The organism is Paenibacillus sp. FSL W8-0439 (assembly GCF_038008995.1).
Taxonomy (GTDB): domain Bacteria; phylum Bacillota; class Bacilli; order Paenibacillales; family Paenibacillaceae; genus Paenibacillus; species Paenibacillus polymyxa.
In genome coordinates, this window is sequence record NZ_JBBPAK010000001.1 from 4,493,550 (window position 1) to 4,513,756 (window position 20,207).

The 20,207-nt window shown below is 48.6% G+C and carries 21 protein-coding genes and 1 tRNA gene; 7 read left to right on the forward strand and 15 right to left on the reverse strand.

Annotated elements, in window-relative coordinates; translation table 11 throughout:
* Positions 1-5: 5 nt before the first annotated feature.
* Positions 6-79 (reverse strand) — tRNA-Arg (locus MKX36_RS19250).
* A 175-nt stretch (positions 80-254) separates the two neighbouring features.
* On the opposite strand from MKX36_RS19250, the gene MKX36_RS19255 reads away from it, so the two are divergent.
* Complete coding sequence (locus MKX36_RS19255) at positions 255-548, forward strand: DUF4870 domain-containing protein (RefSeq protein WP_031462107.1); 294 nt, start codon at positions 255-257, stop codon at positions 546-548.
* A 309-nt stretch (positions 549-857) separates the two neighbouring features.
* On the opposite strand, the gene MKX36_RS19260 is transcribed toward MKX36_RS19255, so the two are convergent.
* A complete protein-coding gene (locus MKX36_RS19260; RefSeq protein WP_031462108.1) occupies positions 858-1,217 on the reverse strand; it encodes a hypothetical protein in 360 nt (119 codons plus the stop codon).
* Positions 1,218-1,380: 163 nt separating this feature from the next.
* On the opposite strand from MKX36_RS19260, the gene asnB reads away from it, so the two are divergent.
* Positions 1,381-3,225 (forward strand): asparagine synthase (glutamine-hydrolyzing), encoded by a 1,845-nt coding sequence (asnB, locus tag MKX36_RS19265; protein ID WP_340865340.1) that lies wholly within the window; start codon positions 1,381-1,383, stop codon positions 3,223-3,225.
* Between the two features lie 165 nt (positions 3,226-3,390).
* Here asnB and MKX36_RS19270 read toward each other — a convergent pair whose 3' ends face one another.
* From MKX36_RS19270 to MKX36_RS19280, 3 genes are all read right to left on the reverse strand, one after another.
* Positions 3,391-4,023: an XTP/dITP diphosphatase gene (locus MKX36_RS19270; protein ID WP_013372746.1), complete on the reverse strand. Its 633-nt coding sequence runs from the start codon at positions 4,021-4,023 to the stop codon at positions 3,391-3,393.
* Entirely contained in the window at positions 4,023-4,784 is a 762-nt protein-coding gene (gene rph / locus MKX36_RS19275) for a ribonuclease PH (protein WP_016818533.1), read from the reverse strand. The genes MKX36_RS19270 and rph overlap by 1 nt, the downstream gene beginning before the upstream one ends.
* Positions 4,785-4,877: 93 nt before the next feature.
* Positions 4,878-5,936: a GerMN domain-containing protein gene (locus tag MKX36_RS19280; RefSeq protein ID WP_016818532.1), complete on the reverse strand. Its 1,059-nt coding sequence runs from the start codon at positions 5,934-5,936 to the stop codon at positions 4,878-4,880.
* A 153-nt stretch (positions 5,937-6,089) separates the two neighbouring features.
* On the opposite strand from MKX36_RS19280, the gene MKX36_RS19285 reads away from it, so the two are divergent.
* Positions 6,090-6,647 (forward strand): phosphatidylglycerophosphatase A family protein, encoded by a 558-nt coding sequence (locus MKX36_RS19285; RefSeq protein ID WP_016818531.1) that lies wholly within the window; start codon positions 6,090-6,092, stop codon positions 6,645-6,647.
* Positions 6,648-6,718: 71 nt separating this feature from the next.
* Positions 6,719-7,156, forward strand: coding sequence for a GNAT family N-acetyltransferase (locus MKX36_RS19290; protein WP_045244856.1), 438 nt, complete (start codon positions 6,719-6,721; stop codon positions 7,154-7,156).
* A 150-nt stretch (positions 7,157-7,306) separates the two neighbouring features.
* Here MKX36_RS19290 and MKX36_RS19295 read toward each other — a convergent pair whose 3' ends face one another.
* From MKX36_RS19295 to MKX36_RS19315, 5 genes are all read right to left on the reverse strand, one after another.
* Positions 7,307-8,092: an SDR family NAD(P)-dependent oxidoreductase gene (locus tag MKX36_RS19295; protein WP_340865346.1), complete on the reverse strand. Its 786-nt coding sequence runs from the start codon at positions 8,090-8,092 to the stop codon at positions 7,307-7,309.
* Positions 8,093-8,196: 104 nt separating this feature from the next.
* Positions 8,197-8,835, reverse strand: a complete 639-nt coding sequence (locus MKX36_RS19300) for a TetR/AcrR family transcriptional regulator (protein WP_340865347.1) — start codon at positions 8,833-8,835, stop codon at positions 8,197-8,199.
* 167 nt (positions 8,836-9,002) lie between these two features.
* On the reverse strand, positions 9,003-9,638 hold the full coding sequence (locus MKX36_RS19305; protein ID WP_340865348.1) for an NAD(P)-dependent oxidoreductase: 636 nt from the start codon (positions 9,636-9,638) through the stop codon (positions 9,003-9,005).
* Between the two features lie 90 nt (positions 9,639-9,728).
* Positions 9,729-10,739, reverse strand: coding sequence for an MBL fold metallo-hydrolase (locus MKX36_RS19310; RefSeq protein ID WP_340865349.1), 1,011 nt, complete (start codon positions 10,737-10,739; stop codon positions 9,729-9,731).
* Positions 10,740-10,762: 23 nt separating this feature from the next.
* A complete protein-coding gene (locus MKX36_RS19315) occupies positions 10,763-11,548 on the reverse strand; it encodes a class I SAM-dependent methyltransferase (RefSeq protein WP_019688453.1) in 786 nt (261 codons plus the stop codon).
* Between the two features lie 263 nt (positions 11,549-11,811).
* On the opposite strand from MKX36_RS19315, the gene MKX36_RS19320 reads away from it, so the two are divergent.
* Positions 11,812-12,690, forward strand: a complete 879-nt coding sequence (locus tag MKX36_RS19320; protein ID WP_016818524.1) for a DUF72 domain-containing protein — start codon at positions 11,812-11,814, stop codon at positions 12,688-12,690.
* Here MKX36_RS19320 and MKX36_RS19325 read toward each other — a convergent pair.
* Genes MKX36_RS19325 through MKX36_RS19345 form a run of 5 tightly spaced genes read right to left on the reverse strand, consistent with a single transcriptional unit; the run spans position 12,682 to position 17,721 of the window.
* Positions 12,682-13,797: a tetratricopeptide repeat-containing glycosyltransferase family 2 protein gene (locus MKX36_RS19325; RefSeq protein ID WP_290405162.1), complete on the reverse strand. Its 1,116-nt coding sequence runs from the start codon at positions 13,795-13,797 to the stop codon at positions 12,682-12,684. The genes MKX36_RS19320 and MKX36_RS19325 overlap by 9 nt on opposite strands.
* The gene (locus MKX36_RS19330; protein ID WP_290405161.1) at positions 13,797-14,669 is read right to left on the reverse strand and encodes a class I SAM-dependent methyltransferase; all 873 of its coding nucleotides are present in this window, start codon (positions 14,667-14,669) and stop codon (positions 13,797-13,799) included. The genes MKX36_RS19325 and MKX36_RS19330 overlap by 1 nt, the downstream gene beginning before the upstream one ends.
* The gene (locus MKX36_RS19335) at positions 14,662-16,011 is read right to left on the reverse strand and encodes a nucleotide sugar dehydrogenase (RefSeq protein ID WP_016818521.1); all 1,350 of its coding nucleotides are present in this window, start codon (positions 16,009-16,011) and stop codon (positions 14,662-14,664) included. The genes MKX36_RS19330 and MKX36_RS19335 overlap by 8 nt, the downstream gene beginning before the upstream one ends.
* A gap of 2 nt (positions 16,012-16,013) precedes the next feature.
* Positions 16,014-16,994: a polysaccharide biosynthesis protein gene (locus MKX36_RS19340; RefSeq protein ID WP_340865353.1), complete on the reverse strand. Its 981-nt coding sequence runs from the start codon at positions 16,992-16,994 to the stop codon at positions 16,014-16,016.
* Positions 16,995-17,013: 19 nt separating this feature from the next.
* On the reverse strand, positions 17,014-17,721 hold the full coding sequence (locus tag MKX36_RS19345; RefSeq protein WP_340865355.1) for a glycosyltransferase: 708 nt from the start codon (positions 17,719-17,721) through the stop codon (positions 17,014-17,016).
* 215 nt (positions 17,722-17,936) lie between these two features.
* On the opposite strand from MKX36_RS19345, the gene MKX36_RS19350 reads away from it, so the two are divergent.
* Together MKX36_RS19350 and MKX36_RS19355 are read left to right on the forward strand one after the other, a co-directional pair.
* Positions 17,937-18,650 carry a GT-D fold domain-containing glycosyltransferase gene (locus tag MKX36_RS19350; protein ID WP_016818518.1) on the forward strand — a complete coding sequence of 238 codons (714 nt, stop codon included), beginning with the start codon at positions 17,937-17,939 and terminating at the stop codon, positions 18,648-18,650.
* A gap of 210 nt (positions 18,651-18,860) precedes the next feature.
* Entirely contained in the window at positions 18,861-19,988 is a 1,128-nt protein-coding gene (locus MKX36_RS19355) for an SGNH/GDSL hydrolase family protein (RefSeq protein WP_123797586.1), read from the forward strand.
* Positions 19,989-20,207: the final 219 nt, after the last annotated feature.

The following is a 20,207-nucleotide window of genomic DNA, read 5'->3' on the forward strand; positions in this document are numbered from 1 at the left end:
CTATACGTCCCAGGAGGGATTCGAACCCCCGACCGACGGCTTAGAAGGCCGTTGCTCTATCCAGCTGAGCTACTGGGACAAAATGATAATCCATAAAACCTTATGTATTCAGTGCATTAATGATTATATCACATTTTGGGCAACTGTCAAAAGCATTTTTTCATTATACAGGAAAGCAGGCTGCAAAAGGAATCATTTGGACGCTAACGGGGTATTATGTACAAAGAACGATGCCAAAAAGGAGGGGTTAATCCGTGAGAGGCCTTTTGTCTTCACTTTGTTATTTTAGCATTTTTTTCGCACCTTTTCTGGTGCCGGTCATTGTGTGGATTGCAGTCCGGGACGAATATGTTCAGGGACACGCGAAAAAAGCCATTTTATCGCACATTTTCCCCATTATTGCGGCGATTCCGCTAGTTTATTTTATTATCACTGCCAATCATGCAGGCTCGGTTATCGGGTTTGTAATGCTATTCGTAGTGGTCTATCTCGGCGTTTTTGTCTATAACATCTACAAAGGGATCATGACGCTGCGTGAAGCGGCCTAATTCAAAAGAAGCCTCTCGCATTCGCAATTTTGACGAATACAGAGGCTTCTTCAGGGTCATTTATAAATGAGCGTTTCTCAGTTTATGACTGTTTATTTATTACCGAAGCGTCTAGGACTTCTTCGCACCTCATGTCTTACATTTTTCTCCATCACTTCTTCCGCGAACTCATTGTTATGAATATAACTGCTGCCTTTGTTTTTCTTATACTTCGCTTTGCCGTCTATGATTTCCCCCTCCTTTCACGCTGATCTGGCGATGGCGCCGGTGTCCAAATTAACAAAAGCCGAGGTAGTGCACACCATATCCTCATGCCCCGAACTCCTTGGCAAACTCTGTACTAAGCTGCCCATAGGAGAGCAACTCCCTTTTGAACTTTTCCCGTTCCTCACCAGCGGTAATGTGCGTAGAGTCCGTAAAAGCCTTGTCGGTCACTTCTTCAAATGCCGAATGCAGATTATTGTCATACCAATCCAGCTCCAGATCGGCATCATTGCGGATGATCCGTACCATGTCATAATCAGGCTGACCATCCTTCTGATTCGTAGCTGTGATATAAACCAGCAGCTCCGGGTCATCTGCGGCACCGGGACGCACTTCTACCTCAGCACAGCGCACTCCGTCAAGTTCAGTGAAGCGGCGTATTTTGGCATCCTTGATGTAGTACATTGTCTCCCTCCTTCCTCACGTGTAGGCGGGTTGCCCCATCTGTAGTTTTCGGAACGGACAGACATTTTATGCTTCATTTCGGCATATATACTGATGAACTGGGGATTTAGTTTTTGATTCATTCCAACACTGGATGAACACGACAAAGAGAGGATGAATAGACATGTGCGGAATTACAGGTTTCATACAGTGGAACGGAGATTTAATGCATCAATCTGAGCTGCTGCTGAATATGACGCAAACGCTCTCCGATCGCGGACCGGATGCTGCGGGTACCTGGATATCCAATCCGTGTGCCTTCGGACACCGAAGACTAAGCGTAATGGACCCGGAAAACGGCGCTCAGCCCATGATCCGGCAGCTTGAGGATATCACTTATACGATTGTATATAACGGGGAAATATATAACGCGCCTGAGCTGAAAAAAGAGTTGCAACAACGTGGGCATTTTTTCCGTACACAATGCGACACAGAGGTACTGCTCGAATCCTATATCGAATGGGGCCCGGATTGTGTAGATCGGTTGAACGGCATTTTTGCGTTTGCGGTCTGGGATAGTGAGCGGGAGCAGGTATTTCTGGCACGAGATCGACTGGGAGTGAAGCCGCTATTTTATAGCCAAACTGGAGATGTATTTGTATTTGGCTCCGAACCCAAAGCCCTACTCCAGCATCCAGCGGTAGAGGCAGCAGTAGACGCCGAGGGATTGGCAGAAATTTTTATCATTGGGCCTGCACGCACCCCCGGACACGGCGTCTATTCGTCGATGAAGGAGCTCCGTCCCGGGCATACCCTCACCTACAGCCGCGACGGCGTACGCATTCAAGCCTATTGGAAACTGGAAAGCATTGCGCATGAGGATAACACCGAAGAAACGGCACTCAAGGTACGAGAACTGTTGATGGATACCGTTGAACGGCAGCTTATCTCGGATGTACCGGTATGTACCTTATTGTCTGGCGGGCTGGATTCAAGTGCTCTGTCCGCATTAGCAGTTGATTATTACAAACGTACCGGGCAGGGACAAGTTCATACGTATTCGGTCGATTATGTGGACAACGACAAGCATTTTAAAGCCCATGCGTTCCAGCCCGGAGCCGATGCTCCCTGGATACAGCGGATGGTCGATGAATTAGGGACAAATCATCACTGGATTGAATTCGATACACCAGAAGTTGTAGCCGCTCTGAACAACTCCACGCTAACGCGGGATTTACCCGGCATGGCGGACGTGGACTCGTCACTGTATCTCTTTTGCCGGGAGATTAAAAAGGGCGCTACTGTTGCCATTTCTGGTGAAGCAGCGGATGAAGTGTTTGGCGGATATCCGTGGTTCCATCGGGAGGATATGCTGAACTCAGGCACATTCCCGTGGGCGGTTGCTCCCGATATGAGAGCGAGTCTGCTATCCCCCGAAGTGCGGGACTGGATCAAGCCGCTGGAGTATTTGAACGACCGTTACTCAGAAGCAGTCGGAGAAGTACCAAAGCTACCGGGGGAAACAGGAAAAGCTGCGCAAATGCGCGTCATGTCCTATTTGAACATCACCCGCTTTATGCCTACCCTGCTGGATCGCAAAGATCGAATGAGTATGGGGGTCGGACTCGAAGTACGGGTGCCGTATTGCGATCACCGGTTGGTGCAATATGTATGGAACATTCCGTGGAGCATTAAGATGACAGGCGGACGTGAAAAAGGTATTTTGCGCAAGGCGCTGGAGGGCGTATTGCCGGATGATGTGCTATATCGCAAAAAAAGCCCGTATCCCAAAACGCATAATCCCTCCTATCTTGCCGCTGTGAAAAAGCAGGCGCTGCAACTGCTGGATGATTCCTCTTCCCCACTGCTCAAGCTGATCGATACGAAAAAGATACGGGATATTGCCAGCTCACCGGAGGCATCCTCCAATCTGCCTTGGTTTGGCCAGCTAATGTCGGGTCCTCAGTTGTTTGCTTACTTGACGCAAGTGGATAACTGGCTGCGCACTTACAAGGTGGCTATTCGATAAAATGTGCTAACTGCTTAAGCCGTAAATTACGAGGTGGTAACCGCCTGTTTTTCTCGATGCATGCTATACGTGGAACAGAAAGTACCAAAAAGGCTATCCGCGCCTATGACTGACGGATAGCCTTTTTTTCGTATATGACAGGTATATATTCAACCTGCTGCCAAACTATGCCTGTGGATTTCCCAGCTTTGTTGCCAAATTACGCAGGGCTATGCCTCGGTGACTGATAGCCTGCTTTTGTTCCAACGTCAGCTCCGCCATTGTCTTTTCAAACTCTGGCAAATAGAACAGCGGATCATACCCAAACCCACCGCTGCCCGCGGTTTCAGTCGTAATCCAGCCTTCCACGGAGCCCGTCGATTCCAACGTCTCCCCAGTCTGTGGATTATACAGAATCAAGGTACAGACGAATTGAGCCGGGCTTAGCAAAGGCTGTCCGGTATCATCACCAAGCTGCTTTGATTCCAGAACATCAAGCAGCTTGATATTGTTTTCGTGATCGCTGGCGCCTTCTCCCGCATAACGGGCCGAATATACGCCTGGCGCACCGTCCAGCAAATCCACGCACAGGCCGGAATCATCGGCCAGCACAGGCAATCCGAGCACATCTCCCACCGCTTTGGCTTTTTTTAGCGCATTTTCGGCAAAAGTTGTGCCATCCTCAACGACATCAGGAATGTCTGGATAATCGTACATACTTCTGACTTCCTTGCCAAACGGCGCAAAAGCATGTGCAAATTCCCGCACTTTCCCTTTATTCTTCGTAGCGACAATGACAACCGGACCATCCAGTCGCATTAGGCCCCAGCTCCTGTACGTCCAGCACCGATCTTATCGGCAATCGGTCCGAGTACTTCTTTTTGGCGCTCGATCATTTGCAAAATCCCTTGTTCACCCAAGCTAAGCAGCTGATCCAATTCATGACGGTCAAATGGGCTTTCTTCCCCCGTACCTTGCAGCTCGACGTATTTTCCACTGCCAGTCATGACGAGATTCATGTCCACCTTGGCCTTGGAATCCTCTTCATAATTCAGATCCAGCAGCGCCTTGTCACCAACAACCCCTACGCTGACGGAAGCCAGAAAATCCGTAATAGGGAAAACAGGCAACTTGTGCTGGATGGCAATTTTATTTACTGCAATCGCCAACGCTACGAAAGAACCGGTAATGGAGGTTGTACGCGTCCCGCCATCCGCCTGAATGACGTCACAGTCCAACGTAATCGTCCGTTCACCAAGCGCCTGCAAATTGACAACCGAACGCAACGCTCTTCCGATCAGACGCTGAATTTCCATAGTACGGCCTGTCAGCTTGCCGCGCGCCGCTTCACGCTGATTGCGGCTATGTGTCGCCCGCGGAAGCATAGAATATTCGGCGGTCACCCAGCCTTTTCCTTGGCCCTTCATAAAGGGAGGAACGCGCTCTTCCACTGTAGCCGTACAGATGACTTTCGTCTCGCCAACCTCTATAAAAACAGAGCCCTCCGCGTATTTATTTACTCCTGCTGTCAATTTCATCGGGCGCAGCTCATCACCGTTTCGTCCGTTAGATCTACTCATGCTTTTTCCTCCTACGTCGTATGCAACCTGTTCTTATATGTTTATTTTACCAAAGTGTGCAGGCAAAAGCACCCCAATGACGATTCCCTGTCCTTAAAGAGGAATTTCGTTAATGTGCTGCGGCTTGGCTACAGGCTCTCCATAATTTTGATTATTTTGTCCAATCACGCTTTTCTCACCATTCAGTTCAATGCGAATCTTCGTTTTGACCGCATCATCCGAATTGTCCGCTGCTGTCAGTACGACCGATTCCAAAAATTCAGCAGGTACGGCCTCCCCTTTGGCAAACATATCATCCGAGAGTGATACCGTAATGACGTTATCTTTGGAGCGTTCTACCGATTTCAGCGCCGTCTCCCCTGTCATCACTTCCTGCAATCCATCCTTGGTCTGTGGACCTTGAATTAATTGATGTAGAGCGGACTGGACACGATCTTTTTCCGGACTGACCAGTCGTGTTACAGGTACATAATATTGTACTCCAGCAGGCGAAGATGAAGAGAAATATACGGTGACTGGACTGGAATCCAGAGGGGTCACACCATGACCGACCTCCAAATTAATCCCTACTGCGCGCGTGAGCGGATGGTCCAGTGGTGTGCCGCCAACAGGCATTTCGTTCAGCTTTTTACCATCCACCCAAATCTGCACGCTTTTAATATCGGGACGGTCGGTCAAGGTCCAAGTCAAGCTTTCCATTAATTTGCGTTCTTCCTGTGGCTTATAGTTGGCGAAAGATTTGTTAAATTCGACAACAGCCAGCTTGTTATCCTTGTCCACTGTCACACTTTTCACTTCTGTACCCTGAGGCAGTACACCTTTAAATCCTTCTGGTAATAAGCCGGCATAAGGCCCGCCCTCAACCAGTGTTTCCAGCGCCGACTTGGCATCTGCCTGTACATCGCCTGAAGCAATCGGTAAAGATACAGGGGCCAGCAAGCCGTTATGATCTTGCAAAAAAACAGCCCTCAACTGCCCGGTAGTGGCAGGTGCTTTTCCGGTTACAGCCTTAATCATGGACTGCTCTGTCGTGGACGGCGGAGGGTCAATGGACGCGGCTTCGTTGCCGAAAAGGCTGCATCCGGACAACAACAGGGGCAGGGATAGCAGCCCGGCTACAGAGGTCATACGCCATGGGTGTTTTATGTTCATAAATGAAGTTCCTCCCTAACAATTTTGTACAGATTGTACTAATATGTATACGAGCCCCGCGTAAAAAATAACTACTTTTTTAGCAGACTGGACACACTGGTCATAATTGCAGTAGAAAATTAGGATCTACACGAGGAGGGTAACTTCAACTTTATGGACAAGAAAAAAGTACCTTACAGCCTGAATAGTAAAAAGGTAGCCGATGCCACCCGTGAGTGGCTGCACAAGCGTGGTGTAAGTATGACTGAAATCGCAGAACTGGTTATGCTTCTACAGAAAAAATATTACCCGAACCTAACGATGGAAGAATGTATGGACAATGTGGACAAGGTGTTAATGAAGCGCGAGGTTCAAAATGCCGTGCTTACGGGCATCCAGCTAGATATTCTCGCGGAACAGGGGGCTCTTCTTCCCCCATTGCAGGATATGATTGAGAATGATGAGGGATTATACGGAGTGGATGAAATTCTAGCCTTTTCCATCGTCAATGTGTACGGCAGTATTGGATTTACCAATTACGGTTATGTCGATAAGCTCAAACCGGGTGTGCTGGAACGCCTGAACGATAAAAGCCTTGGGCCGATTCATACGTTTCTGGACGACATTGTGGGTGCGATTGCAGCCTCGGCCAGCAGTCGTATCGCCCATCGCAAGCAGGCAGAGCGCGAGCAGGAGCTTGGAGAAGAAAGCGCACCGAATACAACACGGTAACAATGACATGCCAGTTGCAAACAATGCGTTGGATTACAATAGATATATACAGGGTAAGAGGAGAACTAGACATGGCAGACGTAATTGCAGGATATACATTCCGTACGATGCAGGCTGATGATTACGATCAGGCCATTGAGCTGTGGAATGGCTTAGACGGATTGGGATTAAGTGAGGCCGATTCACCGGAGCGGATTGCACGATTTTTGCAGCAGAATGAAGGACTTAGCTTTGTCTGTGAGTACGCTGGAAACATCATAGGCACGATTTTAGCAGGCCATGATAGTCGCAGAGGGTTTCTGTATCATCTGGGTGTAGCCACAGAACATCGTGGTCATGGGATTGCGCCCAGACTGGTGGATAAAGCGTTATCTGCTTTGCTTAAAGAAGGTATTGATAAATGCCATCTGTTTGTGATGGAGCATAACATAGGAGGTCAACGCTTCTGGTCAGCTAACGGCTGGGAGAAGCGAGATGGGATTTTATTATATTCGCGAGATCTGGGATAGCATCTGAACGCTTGATCTATGTAAATTAGGAACGCCGGGGCTGCTGATTCTATTGAATTAGAAGCAATCAGACCCGGCATATAAGAAATCTCAGCTTATTGAGCGGTAATCCTGATTAAAGTATAGGCTATCTTGATTCTTAAATTGCAATCAATTTTGAGGTCGTAGTGTACGTTCCACAATGTTAAGTGTGGATTGACGAGAGAAAAATCGGGATACTTGGGCTACCCAATAGTTTTGTCGACCCGATATCATATGACTGCGCCCTTTTTCAAATGCTCTCAAGGCATTATTGACGACAGTCTGGGGTGTTTCTCTGGAACCTACAGAGGCTTCACTGGAGCCTACCACATCAAAAAATGAGGTTTCGGTTGCACCTGGACAGAGGGCGAGCACTTTGAGTCCCCGTTTTCGATTTTCGGCCCACAGCGCCTCGCTAAACGAAAGTACGAATGCTTTGGTTGCTCCATATACGGCCATATAGGGATCAGGCTGAAATGCAGCGGTGGATGAAACATTGATGAGTCCCCCATCCCGGTTACGCAACAAATCAGGCATAAATGCATGTGTGATATCGACTAAAGCAGCCACATTGAGCATCACTTCCTCATGCTGTCTTTCTCCTGAAACCTGCTCAAAGTACCCGTAGGTGGCAAAACCGGCGTTGTTAATCAGAAGATCTACCTTGAGTTGTTGATTTTGAACCTTCTGATGCAATGTTTGGGGAGCTCCCGATGAGGATAGATCGAGCGCAATCACCGTAGCTTTTACGTTATATTTAGCGGAGAGTTCTTTCGCCAGTGCTTTTAGCTTTTTTTCATTGCGCGCTACCAAAATGAGATTACATTGCTTAGCCGCGAGCGAATAGGCAAATGCCTCACCAATCCCGGATGAAGCCCCTGTGATGAGTGCTGTTTTGTTTGCATACCTAAACATGATGATGACCTCCATAGTATCGTCGTTTTATTTAAGAAACACTGTTACCACTACTCTATAATGAACTGAAGCCATCACGATGACGACCTCAGTACACTTCATATTTACGCTGGAGATGAAGAGGGTTTACATACATCGAGCGTATTCTTCAGTGTAAATGCATACACCTCTTGGGCCATGTCCACAGTCAAAAAATGACCTGCAAATTGTAGATGTATCACCCCGTGTAAAGCTGACCACAGCATTCGGACAACCAGCAGTGGGTCCTGTTCTTTCAGTGCTCCCTGCTCCATAGCATGTATGACGGTTTGTAAGATTCGCGATAATGCCGTTGTGGTACCCTCCAAGCTCTGTTCATCCGGCTTAAAATCAGATAATGCCCCGCCAAACATCATTTTGTAATAGGCTGAATGAAGCCGCGCAAATTTCCAATATGCCCAGCATAAAGCTTCCAGATCAGCGAGTACGTTTTTCGTAACAGGTACTTGTTCAAAGGTTTCAGCCAATAGCAGGCATCCATCCAGATACATTTCATTGGCAAGACCGTCCTTACTGCCAAAAATACTGTAAATGATCTTGGTGGAACAGCTTAATTTCTGTGCAACTCGCCGTACAGTCACTGCCTCAGGCCCTTCTTCTGCAAGAAGGATGCATGCCGCATCAATCACATTTTTACGGAGCAATTGTTGTTGCTGTAGCTTCACCTCAGAATAGGTTTTATAAGGTTGCGATGACTCAGACATCGTTCAATGCACTTCCTTTGCTCATCTCGGAAACACTGTTTCCTTCGTGAACCATAGTATTCCATTCCTAAATGTTTGTCAAATAAAAAAGAGCACAACATAAGTAGATACACTTACTGCGCTCAGGTTTGGATGTTAAAAATGAAGCTATGTTTTGCGTTCCACGATCAATAGGCAATGCCCACCCTTGTGCGGATAAAATCGCAATTTGTCCATTGACGATAGGTAAAATCAGCTGTATCCGCAGTGGAAATTTGTGAGCCGTCTTCGGGCAGAAAATCTTTTTCCACGCGATATACACCTGTACGTCCGCCATCTGGCAAATAGGTTGGACATACGACTGTCCAATCTAGTGCCGATTCACGCAGCAATTCGTACACTCGCCGATGCTCCTCGGCCGCGCGGGTGCTGCGTCGCCGGGTATCGGAGGACTCGTACCGATACAGGCTCGGTTCGGTCCGGCTTTGCAAAATCCCTGCCGTTCCTACTGTTATGAGCCGGTGAATGGACTGCTCCTGCATCAGCCGGATCAGCAGACCTGCACTAACGGATAAGGTGGTGGTTCCATCTGTATTCAGCGCACTGATCACAACTGTTGGCCCGCCTTTCAGCGCTTGTGCTACGTCCTCCGCGTTGGTGGCATTACCTTGTACAATTTGCAGCTGTGTCCCGTATTGGGATGCGAAATTCTCCAACTTGTCCGGTGAACGAACTAGGACGGTTACGGTATGACCATCCGCTAACGCATATTCTAATATAAAACGGCCCACACGTCCGGTAGCTCCCAGCAGCACCAAATTCATAAAACCCTCTTCCCCGGCATGCATGCCGTTCATGTTGTTCTGTCATGTTGCATTGTCATATCACTGTACTCGCTCGTTAACTCCACGCCATTATTGATAGCAAAGAGGATAAAAGCGAGTGATAGGACTCTCCTCACTCATAGAGGCTCGTTCACGGCGCACCAGCTCCACCAGGTGGGCCAGCGTCTCAGACATGGCAAACCTTAGCTGGTGAATCCCCAGCTTGTCGCCAAACACGGCAATGCACAGCTCATAAGCTGTGCTGCCTTCCGGTTGGACGAGCTGCAAGAATTTGTCCAGCCGTTCTTCATGATGCGCCAGCAATGCTTGCGTCCGTTCGCGAAAATATCCAAACGGATTGCGATGCCCAGGATATGCCCATGCCACCTCTAGCTCACCTAGGCACTGCAAGCCATCTATATAAGACTTCAGCGGCTGGGCGTCACTGCCCGGCAGCAGGCTGATATTAGGGGAAATCTGCGGCAACACTGCGTCACCGCACAGAATAACTTCGCTATTCGGCTCATATAAGGACACATGTCCAGGCGCATGCCCTCCAGTCTCTACGGGCATCCAGCTGCGTCCGTCTAATTCCAGACGAGCGTCTATTCCGGTAGGAATGAAGGTAATCTCAGGCTGCGGATTCACTTGCAAATAAGCCTGCCGCATATGTAATTCCAAGGCTGATACCTGTTCCAAAGGAAAGCCATGCTGGACAAAAAAGCTGGGCAGCCTTTTCTCCATAGCGGTCGTCGATTCTGGAGCGTCCCACATCATCCTCGCTTCCTGATGGCTGCGAGCTGACATATGTACGCGAGCCTGACCTTGCTGCTGCATCCACCCCGCCAGTCCATAATGATCGGGGTGATGATGAGTCACCACAATGTCTGAAATATCCTCAAAGGACATTCCCAGCTGTTGGAACACATATTCCCATTCCGCCTCTGTATCCAGATTGCGCGGACCTGGGTCTACAATTGTAAAACCGTGCTGTCCCTTGAGCACATAGCTATTCACCCAGCGCAGCGGAAAGGACATGGATATTTTGACCTGAAAGCCTCCATCTATTCGCTCACACGGCGTAAGCTCTGGCAATTTCATGGCTTCCCCTCCGGCCTTCTGTTTCAAGCCCGCACACCGACAAAAATCATTCGGGGCGAAGCATCTTCTATATATTGATCTTCATCATAACTTCCGTGCACCTGCTCTACGGATAGCCCGGCTTGTTCTAGCAATCCACGGAACTTTTCATACGGATATAGCTTTACTCGCTCATAGTACACACGCGCAGGTTGTGCGTCAGCACGAGTGGCATCCAGTTCAGAGGCTGCTTCTGTGGTCGTCACAGATGCGGCTGACCGGATGGCAATTTGCTTTTTCACAAATCCATCTTCAATGACCCGATGCTCCTCAATCCAATTTCCCTCATCCTCCCGGGACGAATGCGGTACCAAATGTGCAGCTACGTAGGAAGGGTTCAAATAATCTATAATAAAACGACCTCCCGGTTTCAACAGCCGATAAATTTCCTTTAATACCTTAAGCTGCTCCTCATCCTTCTCAAAATAACCAAAGGAGGTAAACAAATTGACCACCGCATCAAAGCTTTCATCCAGCGGCACCGCTCTCATATCCCCTTGATGCCAGCTTACCCGCCCTTCGGAATCCGCCGCATGCGCCTCTCTCAGCAATACATTGGACAGGTCCACACCCGTCACCTTATACCCTGCATCGGCGAGCGCAAGCGAATGACGTCCCATCCCGCAGCATAAATCCAATACGCTGGAACCTTGCGGTAATTTGAGCCAGGAGATCATTTTTTGCACTTCCTGATAGGCTCCCTGAAAGTCGCGATGCTTGTATACCAATAAATAATCTTCCCCAAAGCTTTGCTCGTACCATTCTGCCATATCGTTTCTCCTCCATGAACTCATTTCGCTCTATTACATACTATATTAGCTTTTTCAAACTGGAAACTCAAAAACATTACGAATAAGCATTTTGCAAAAGCACCAAGCTTCCTGACATGAGAGCATGTTACAATAACCGTATTTGAGCTTAAATAATCATAGGAACTTCATACCCACTTCATGTGATTTATCCCATTTTATCATTAAAATGAATCATGGGAATGCCTTTACAGAGGTTTCATGCAGGAAAGGAGCGGCAAAGTATGATTCAAATTGGACTGACGGGTTGGGGCGATCACGATGACTTGTACCCAACGGGCACTAAAGCTAACCAAAAACTAAGTGTCTATGGAAGCCATTTTCCCGTAGTAGAGATGGATAGTTCTTTTTATGCGGTACAGCCTACGGATCGTATGGCACGCTGGGCGACGGAAACTCCAGACTCCTTTTCATTTCTCGTCAAGGCCTATCAAGGCATGACTGGACATACTCGCGGCAAACAGCCTTACTTCAAAACCATTGATGCGATGTATGAAGCGTTGCATGCATCCATACTGCCTCTTCGCGAAGCGGGCAAGCTCAAAGCTGTGCTGTTTCAGTACCCACCCTGGTTCGACTGTACACGTGAGAATGTCGCCATATTGCGAGACACGAAAAATAGGATGGGAGAGGTCCCATCCGTACTTGAATTCAGACATCAAAGCTGGTTCACACCAGAATTTCGGAAGCAAACGCTGGCATTTATGCGTGAAGAAGGCTGGATACATAGCGTATGCGACGAGCCGCAGGCAGGCCCCGGGTCAGTTCCCATTGTACCGCTGGCTACAGACAGCAACCTGACCATCGTACGTCTCCACGGACGGAACATATCAGGCTGGAATCAAAGCTCGGCACCTAATTGGCGGGAGGTTCGTTATCTGTATCGGTACAATGAACAAGAATTGACCGAATGGAAAGACAGATTGCTGGAACTGGAGCAGCAAAGCCGTGAGGTATGCGTTATATTCAACAACAACTCAGGTGGAGACGCCGCTGCCAATGCCAAGCAACTCATGACCATGCTGGGCATGGAGCCTAGACCTTTTCCACCTCGCAAGCCACCTGAAGCGGATCAAGGACCGGAACAGCTTGAGCTATTTTGACGGCCGGGCTGTGGGTGAAAGTTTGGGCATAGCCTCTCTGAGCTTGCGTTCGTTATCCAGCAAATGCGGGTCATCTGGCAAATAACGTAAAGCGACTTGGTTGTGCTCATATGAAGCTTCCAGCTTACCTACATGGGCGTAGCAATGACTGAGTCGTACATGAGGTAACCAAGAGTAGCATGGCAGTGGGACAGGTCTCATACCAGGAAGGTGATGCTGTTGCTCCAATGCTCTTTCATACCAGTATGCGGCAGTACTCCATTCATTTCTTGTGAAAAACCAGTCCCCGATCATGCAGCACAGGTCTGCTTGCGGTACCCCGTATCGAAAAGAGCGTAACAGACGATCCAGCTGTTGCTGTGGCTTCCCGAGATGGAGATAGCATTCAGCCGCTCGCGCACAAGCAGTAATGCGATCCTCCTGGTAGCCGCTCGGCTCCTCCAGCAGATGGTCGAAGCCCTCTGCGGCCTCGGCATATTCCTTACGGTCAAAGCATTCATTGGCGTGAAAATACAGCAGACGCCCTTCCAGCTTGCCGCTTTCGCTGATCCACCGGGCGAGAATACGCTGGTTACGGAGCGTATGGTCTTGCATTCGGCGATGTGTCACTGCCACATCCGCATGCACGATTTGCCCCTGAGGTATCACCAGATCCTCATGCAGACGCCCTTCCCAGCGGTATTGTCGCTCCCGCTTCACAAGGCGAATACGGCGTGAGCTGAACAACGGTTCACCCCGCTCACCCTCTGCCAAGTGAAGTGGCATCACCACCGCGTCGATATTTTCGGACAAACGCTGTTTTAAGGAACGAAGACGTTCACGATCGGGTTCCAGCAGCACATCATCCGCATCCAGCCACATGATATAGGAACACGTAGCCTTGTCAAACGATTCATTACGAGCGGCGGCAAAATCGTCCTTCCATTCAAACGTATATATCCGATCCGTATAGCGGGCTGCTATCGTCTTCGTCTCATCCGTTGATCCTGTGTCCACAATGATGATTTCATTCATCAGGTCTGCGACCGAATCCAGACACCGGGACAGTGTTAACGCCTCATTTTTTACGATCATGCACAAGCTGAGGGTCATTGGATGCTCAGTCATCACTTCACGTCATCCCCTTTACCGTTGGCTGACTCTTCCGTTGTTTTTCCGGTAGACTTGCCATCAGTATATGCACCTCTCCTCTCAGCCTGCGTCTTGTCTATCTGTTCGACATGCGTAACCCTTTCCAACGGCAAAAGTTGTTCCTCCATATGCCGGATTCGCTGTACCGCCTTGTCGAGTGCAGCCTTTCGCTGATTCATTTTGCGAACATGCTGCTGCTCTACCCGTTGAAACTGCTCCTCATCCATTTTCACCCACTCATTCAGTTGCTCTGCCCCTGGCTTGGCCTCACGCAGCTCTTTCGGCTTCTTGCGACCTGCAAAGCACAAATATTTATGATGCACCTCCAGCGTTTGTTCTATAAAGTAAGGGTACAGCACACGGGAGAGACTTCCGGCATAGTAAGTCCGTTTGTGATCGTGAAACGGATGATATCCATAAGGTACAGACAGGACGAGCATCCCCTTTTTATTCAACAAGCGGTAAGCATGGGACAGCAGAGTGTCGGGATGCGCAAAATGTTCCAGAATCTCTCCTAAAATAATAGTGTCAAATCCGCCGGGAGGACGTTCAAATTGTGAAATGTCCTTTAACTGAAAGTGGACTCGTCCCCTGACGGGTGCAGATTCCTGTCGAAGCTCTTTTTTTGCATACGAAATGCTGCCCTCTTCCAAATCAATGGCCGTTACCTCAAAGCCTTCCCGCGCGAGCAAAATGGACGTGATGCCCTGACTGCACCCGACATCCAGCACGGTACGACCCTGTACATGGCGGCAAATCCAGTGAATTCGATTGCGAGTGGCTTCATGAGATTCCTCCGAATTGATCTGCCCGTAATAACGTTCGTTTACCTGATCACGGTTAGCCAACAGCGGCGCCCCCTCCGTCACCAGGTTGCCCCAAGATCACGACATGTCCACCTGTGCAGTGTGCAGTCGCATTACGTGTGTCGAAGACCAGCGGAGCATGGTCAACCAACTGTTGATAGTTCACCACAGAATGGTCTGTCGTGATGACTACGATATCTGCACTTTCCCACAGCTGGGCATTTGCCGTCCGCGATGGGATTTCTTCACCGTTCAGCTTAAAACTCGATACATACGGGTCGGTGAAGCTAACCGAAGCGCCCATTTTAGTTAGATGCTCGAACAAGACAAGCGCCGGGGATTCGCGAACATCATCAATGTCCTTTTTGTAGGCCACACCTGCCAGAATAATATTGGCCTTGTTTATGGCTTTCCCTTCCTGAGCGAGCATGGATTCGATTCGCTCCGCGATATACAGCGGCATACGCCGATTCATGCGGTCTGCCAGATCTACGAATTCCAGCGGAAAACCATGCTGTTCCGATTTCCACGACAAATATAGCGGATCAACCGGGATACAGTGTCCCCCAATGCCTGGTCCTGGATAGAAAGGCATGTAGCCGAATGGCTTGGTTGCCGCTGCATCCAATACCTCCCATATATTGATGCCAATTTTCTCACACGCCGCTGTCAGCTCATTGACCATTCCAATGTTGACACTGCGGAACGTATTCTCAAACAGCTTGGCGGCTTCAGCTACGGTTGTCGAGCTAACCGGAACAATCTGATCCAAAAAAGACCCGTAAAAACCTGCTCCTGCTGCCAGACAATCCGGTGTGCAACCGCCGATCACCTTAGGAGTGTTGCGAATGTTAAAATGGACGCTGCCCGGATCGACACGTTCCGGTGAAAAGCACACATAAAAATCCTGACCCACTGTCCATCCCCTGCGCTGCTCTATCACTGGCCGAATCAGTTCTTCGGTCGTTCCCGGATAGGTGGTACTTTCCAGAATCAACAGCGTTTGTCTACGCAAATGAGGTATGGCCTGATCAATGGCTGTCTCAATATAGGACGTATCTGGTTGATGTCCGTCCGTTAGCGGCGTAGGCACACAAATCACGACGATATCCGCATGCTCCAGCACCTTGATATCCGTAACTGGATGCAATTGCTGCCCGATCAGACCTTTCAATGCATCATCGCCAATGTCTATGATGTACGACTTTCCTTGAAGTAGCTTGGCTACTTTGACGGGATCGGAATCCACGCCATATACATCATAACCGGCCTTTGCCATTTCCACTGCCATGGGCAGCCCTACATAACCGAGGCCGATCACTGCCACCTTTACAGTTCCTTTTGTGATTCTTTCCATAAGCTGCAAAATACCCACCTCTTTCATCGTTACTCCATACCTTGCAGTAACTCAGCAATTCCAGCGCGATCCATTAACTCATCGTCCGAGCGATATTGTTCGAAGTTCACCCGCTCCAATCCACCATATTGACTCAACAAACGCTTGTCTGCTTGCTGGGGAAGAATAACAAAATAACGATCATCATAGCGATACGTGTGCGGCACCTCATAGGGCGAAATCAGCACCTCATGTAGCTTTTCCCCACCACGTATACCAATTTCCTTCACTTTTAACTTAGGCTGTCCCGCCTGTTCCTTCATCACTTCTGCCAAATCCGCAATATTGCAACCCTTCATTTTCATGACTAGCGTCTCTCCACCAATCGCCGTTACAGAAGCCTTTAGCAGCAAGCCAATCGCCTCTCCGAGCGTGAGGAAGAAACGTGTCATATCTGGGCTCGTCAGCGTTAAATTCTGTCCTTCCGCGATCTGGCGTTTGAACAGAGGCACGACACTTCCACTCGTTCCGAGCACGTTGCCGCCGCGAATACACACAAAGCGAGTACGCTCACTTAAGGCGTTGGCGCGGATCATCAATCTTTCGCCAATCGCCTTCGTCATGCCATATACATTCACCGGGTCTACCGCCTTGTCTGTTGAGACATCAATGACCTTGGCGACTCCCTGCTCTATGCTGGCCCGAATCACATTTTCCGTACCATGTACGTTCGTCTTGAAAGCCTCTTCCGGCTGTTTCTCACACACAGGGACATGTTTTAGTGCTGCCAAATGGAACACATAATCTACCCCGCGACAAGCCTCCCGTAATGCCTGAAGGTCCCGAATATCTCCAATCATGAAATTTAGCCGGGGATCAGACTGAAATTGCCGCTGCATGGCAATCTGTGCAAATTCACCGCGTGAGAAAATACGAATTTCTGTCGGCTCCTCCTTCAGCAATTCAGCCGTCAGGCGTTGCCCCCAAGATCCCGTTCCTCCGGTCACCAGCAGTTTTTTTCCTTTGAACAATATAATCTCCTCCTGACCGTTACGAATTGGCAATGTCTGTGCCCAAAAATTCAGCCAGCACCGCGTTCATTTCATTTTCTGAAAGTCGATCCTTCGCCGGTACCTTTTTCACCGAAGTATTGGCGGCATGAATGACATTCACATAGTTGCGAAGCGGGATCACCTCATGCGGCAGCTCCGTTACATATCCGTGCGTACCCTTCCCAGGAATAATGACACGGTAACCATTCAGAAATTCCTCTACTTGATAGCGGAACACATAAAAGGAAGGCGAGTGGTGAAACACAGGTGCCATCTGCCCCTCAACCGCATCCCACAAGTAACCCATTTGATTTACCAGCGCAACCGTATCCGGTTGAAACTTGTAATCATGTAATTGCTGTACAAAGGATTGGTGGTACAAATCATCGGAATCAATTCTAGCAATGAGCAGTTCGTCCGCGCCTTCGATATATGCATGGATACGACGCTTACTTTCAATGCTCGTACCAAAACGAATGTGCTCAGGAATGGGCTCACGTTGGGCCAGTTCCTCTTCCACAATGTCGCTGCATCCACCCGCCAGCTTGACGACAGATAAAAAATCGGCATTCGTCTGATTGAGCAGACTACGCAGCGTAAAGGTTCTGAATATATCCAATCGCTCGCTGATCCACTCACGTGTCAGGCGGTTGGGATTCATCCCATAGTTATTAAAATTAATTTCAATCACAATCTTGCGCTTCATTGATCTTCCTCCCTTTCATCCGTCTTCTCTCAAGTTATGAAGACGCTCCTGAAACGGCACGTACAGATGCAACAACTCTCGCAAAAATAGGTAGAATCGAAAAAGAATAGCCGTTCATACAAAAACCTTTTAACTTTCGACATATGATAGAATACGAAGTTTTTTGCTCTATTTGAAAAGTTGAACAAGCAGGACTGACAGGGAGGAAACAGGATATGACGGATCCAAAGTATCTGGAGATTGACGAGGTATTGAAACGTTTGAAGCTGGCACTCGATCAGCACCATCCCTTCTCACTCATACGTATTGGAGATGGCGAAAATTTGGTATTAGCTCAAGACACCGTCTGGCCGATGGAAAAGGTGTTACAGGAACGCTGGGCGGTCAAAGCCAATCTCGGCCAAAAGGGACTATTTCTGCCCAATACGGAACTACGAGACGCAGTGGCAGAGGCAGTGAACAAAGCCAGCGTCGCAGGCATTTTGCCATATGATGACGAGTCTATTAAGGCACCATCCTATATGAAGCGGGAGCTGACCGATCAGGTCTTTGCTCACTATGCTCTTTCCCCTGCGCTGACTTGCCATGCCTGCCTGAATCGATATTTGGCAGAGACACCCGCATTCTGGAACTTGCTGAAAAATCGACGCATTCTGCTGGTCACCCGGACAGCTGCTGAAGTAAAGCCTGTTCTTGAAGCCGAGCCATATGGGCTGCATATCGCGCACACGCTCGCATTCCATCAATATGAACAGATGCCAGAAACACTCGAATGGATCGCAACCCACAAAGATGACTTTGATATTGCGCTATTCTCTTGTGGTGTCAATGCAGTGGTGTTGGCGCAAAAAACAGCAGAATTAACTGGCAAAGTAGGTATAGACTTCGGCAAAGCGGTTAACATTGTCATGTTCGGCAAAGCGAATTAAAGAATAAAGGTAATAGTCTGAAAAGAATCAACTTCGTTATTGGGGCTCCGTATATCAAAAAAAGCATCAGCAAAATGAAACCTGCTGGTGCTTTTTGCTATCCATTGCTGTTCTAAACTTACTTAAAAATAGATTTGAGATTACCTGTCACTTCTTTTACAATATTACAGAAACTAGCATTCATTCGAGATTATGAGGAGGATGTTGAATATGTCGCATAACAAGAGATTGAAGACATTTCCACTTGCAAAAGCAAAGCATGTAAAGGTTCATGGCCGAACTACGCCAACACTTACACCTCTTACTCTATTTTGGACAGGCAGCGGCATTGAATTAAATATGAAAGGCTCAGAGCTATGGATTGAAATAGAAGCCGATTATCAGGTGTATGAGCCCTGGATCAGTATTGTCATCAATGGTGTCCCGATGAGTCGTCTGATGGTGACCGCTGGTCGGCATTGGATCTGTCTTTTGAGAGGATTGAACTCTGACACGGTCAAAAATGTCCGTCTCGTCAAGGATGCCCAGCCTATGAGCTCGGACCCGCGCTGCTTGTTGCAAATTCATGCCCTAAAGGTTGACGGAGAATTGCTGCCGGTCCCTGATAAGCCCCTCAAAGTAGAGTTTGTCGGGGACAGCATTACTTCGGGAGAAGGAACGATTGGAGCGAAGGAGGAGACCGACTGGGTTCCTATGCTGTTCACGGCCCTACGCAATTATACAGCCATAACAGCCGAGGCACTGAATGCGGATTACCGAGTATTCTCACAAAGCGGATGGGGTGTGCTAACAAGCTGGGATAACAATCCACATGGGAACATACCGGCATATTATGAGCAAATATGCGGTGTGCTCATCGGAGAGAGAAATGAAGCATTAGGAGCATTTGCCGATCATGATTTTACCTCTTGGCAACCGGACGTGGTCGTAGTGAACTTAGGGACTAATGACGGTGGAGCCTTTTATTCTCCAGCATGGACAGACCCAATAAGTGGGAAAGTGTATAAGCAACGTTTGAATGAGGATGGCACATTTAATGAAGAAGACGTACAAGCTTTTGAAAACGCTACCGAACGCTTTCTTGTCAAGCTTCGGAATTGCAATCCTACTGCCCATATTGTATGGGCCTATGGGATGCTTGGTACTCCGATGATGTCAGCGATCTATCGGGCGGTCGATGCGTACAAGAAAAAAACGAGGGATCGCAGTGTGTCCGTATTCCAACTGCCCAACACGACAGAAGAAACGATAGGATCTCGCAGCCATCCCGGACTCCTCGCCCATACCAAAGCGGCAGACGAGTTGACTCAGTATTTGCAAGAAATTTTAAAGAATTAGCAGCCCGTAAAAGCAAATCAACTCTGTTGTACACACCATGAAGTAATCACAACAACCATATCATTTATGTTCTCGGTGTTGTAAGGAGTACAGACAGCCACAAGCCTGCGGCAAATGTCTACCCCAGGCTGTGGCTGCTAGGCTTAAAGCGCAGCTGCCTAATCATAGGAAAACCATGAACAGGCAGCGAGCTCTGAACCGGAGAATACTTGTCTGATA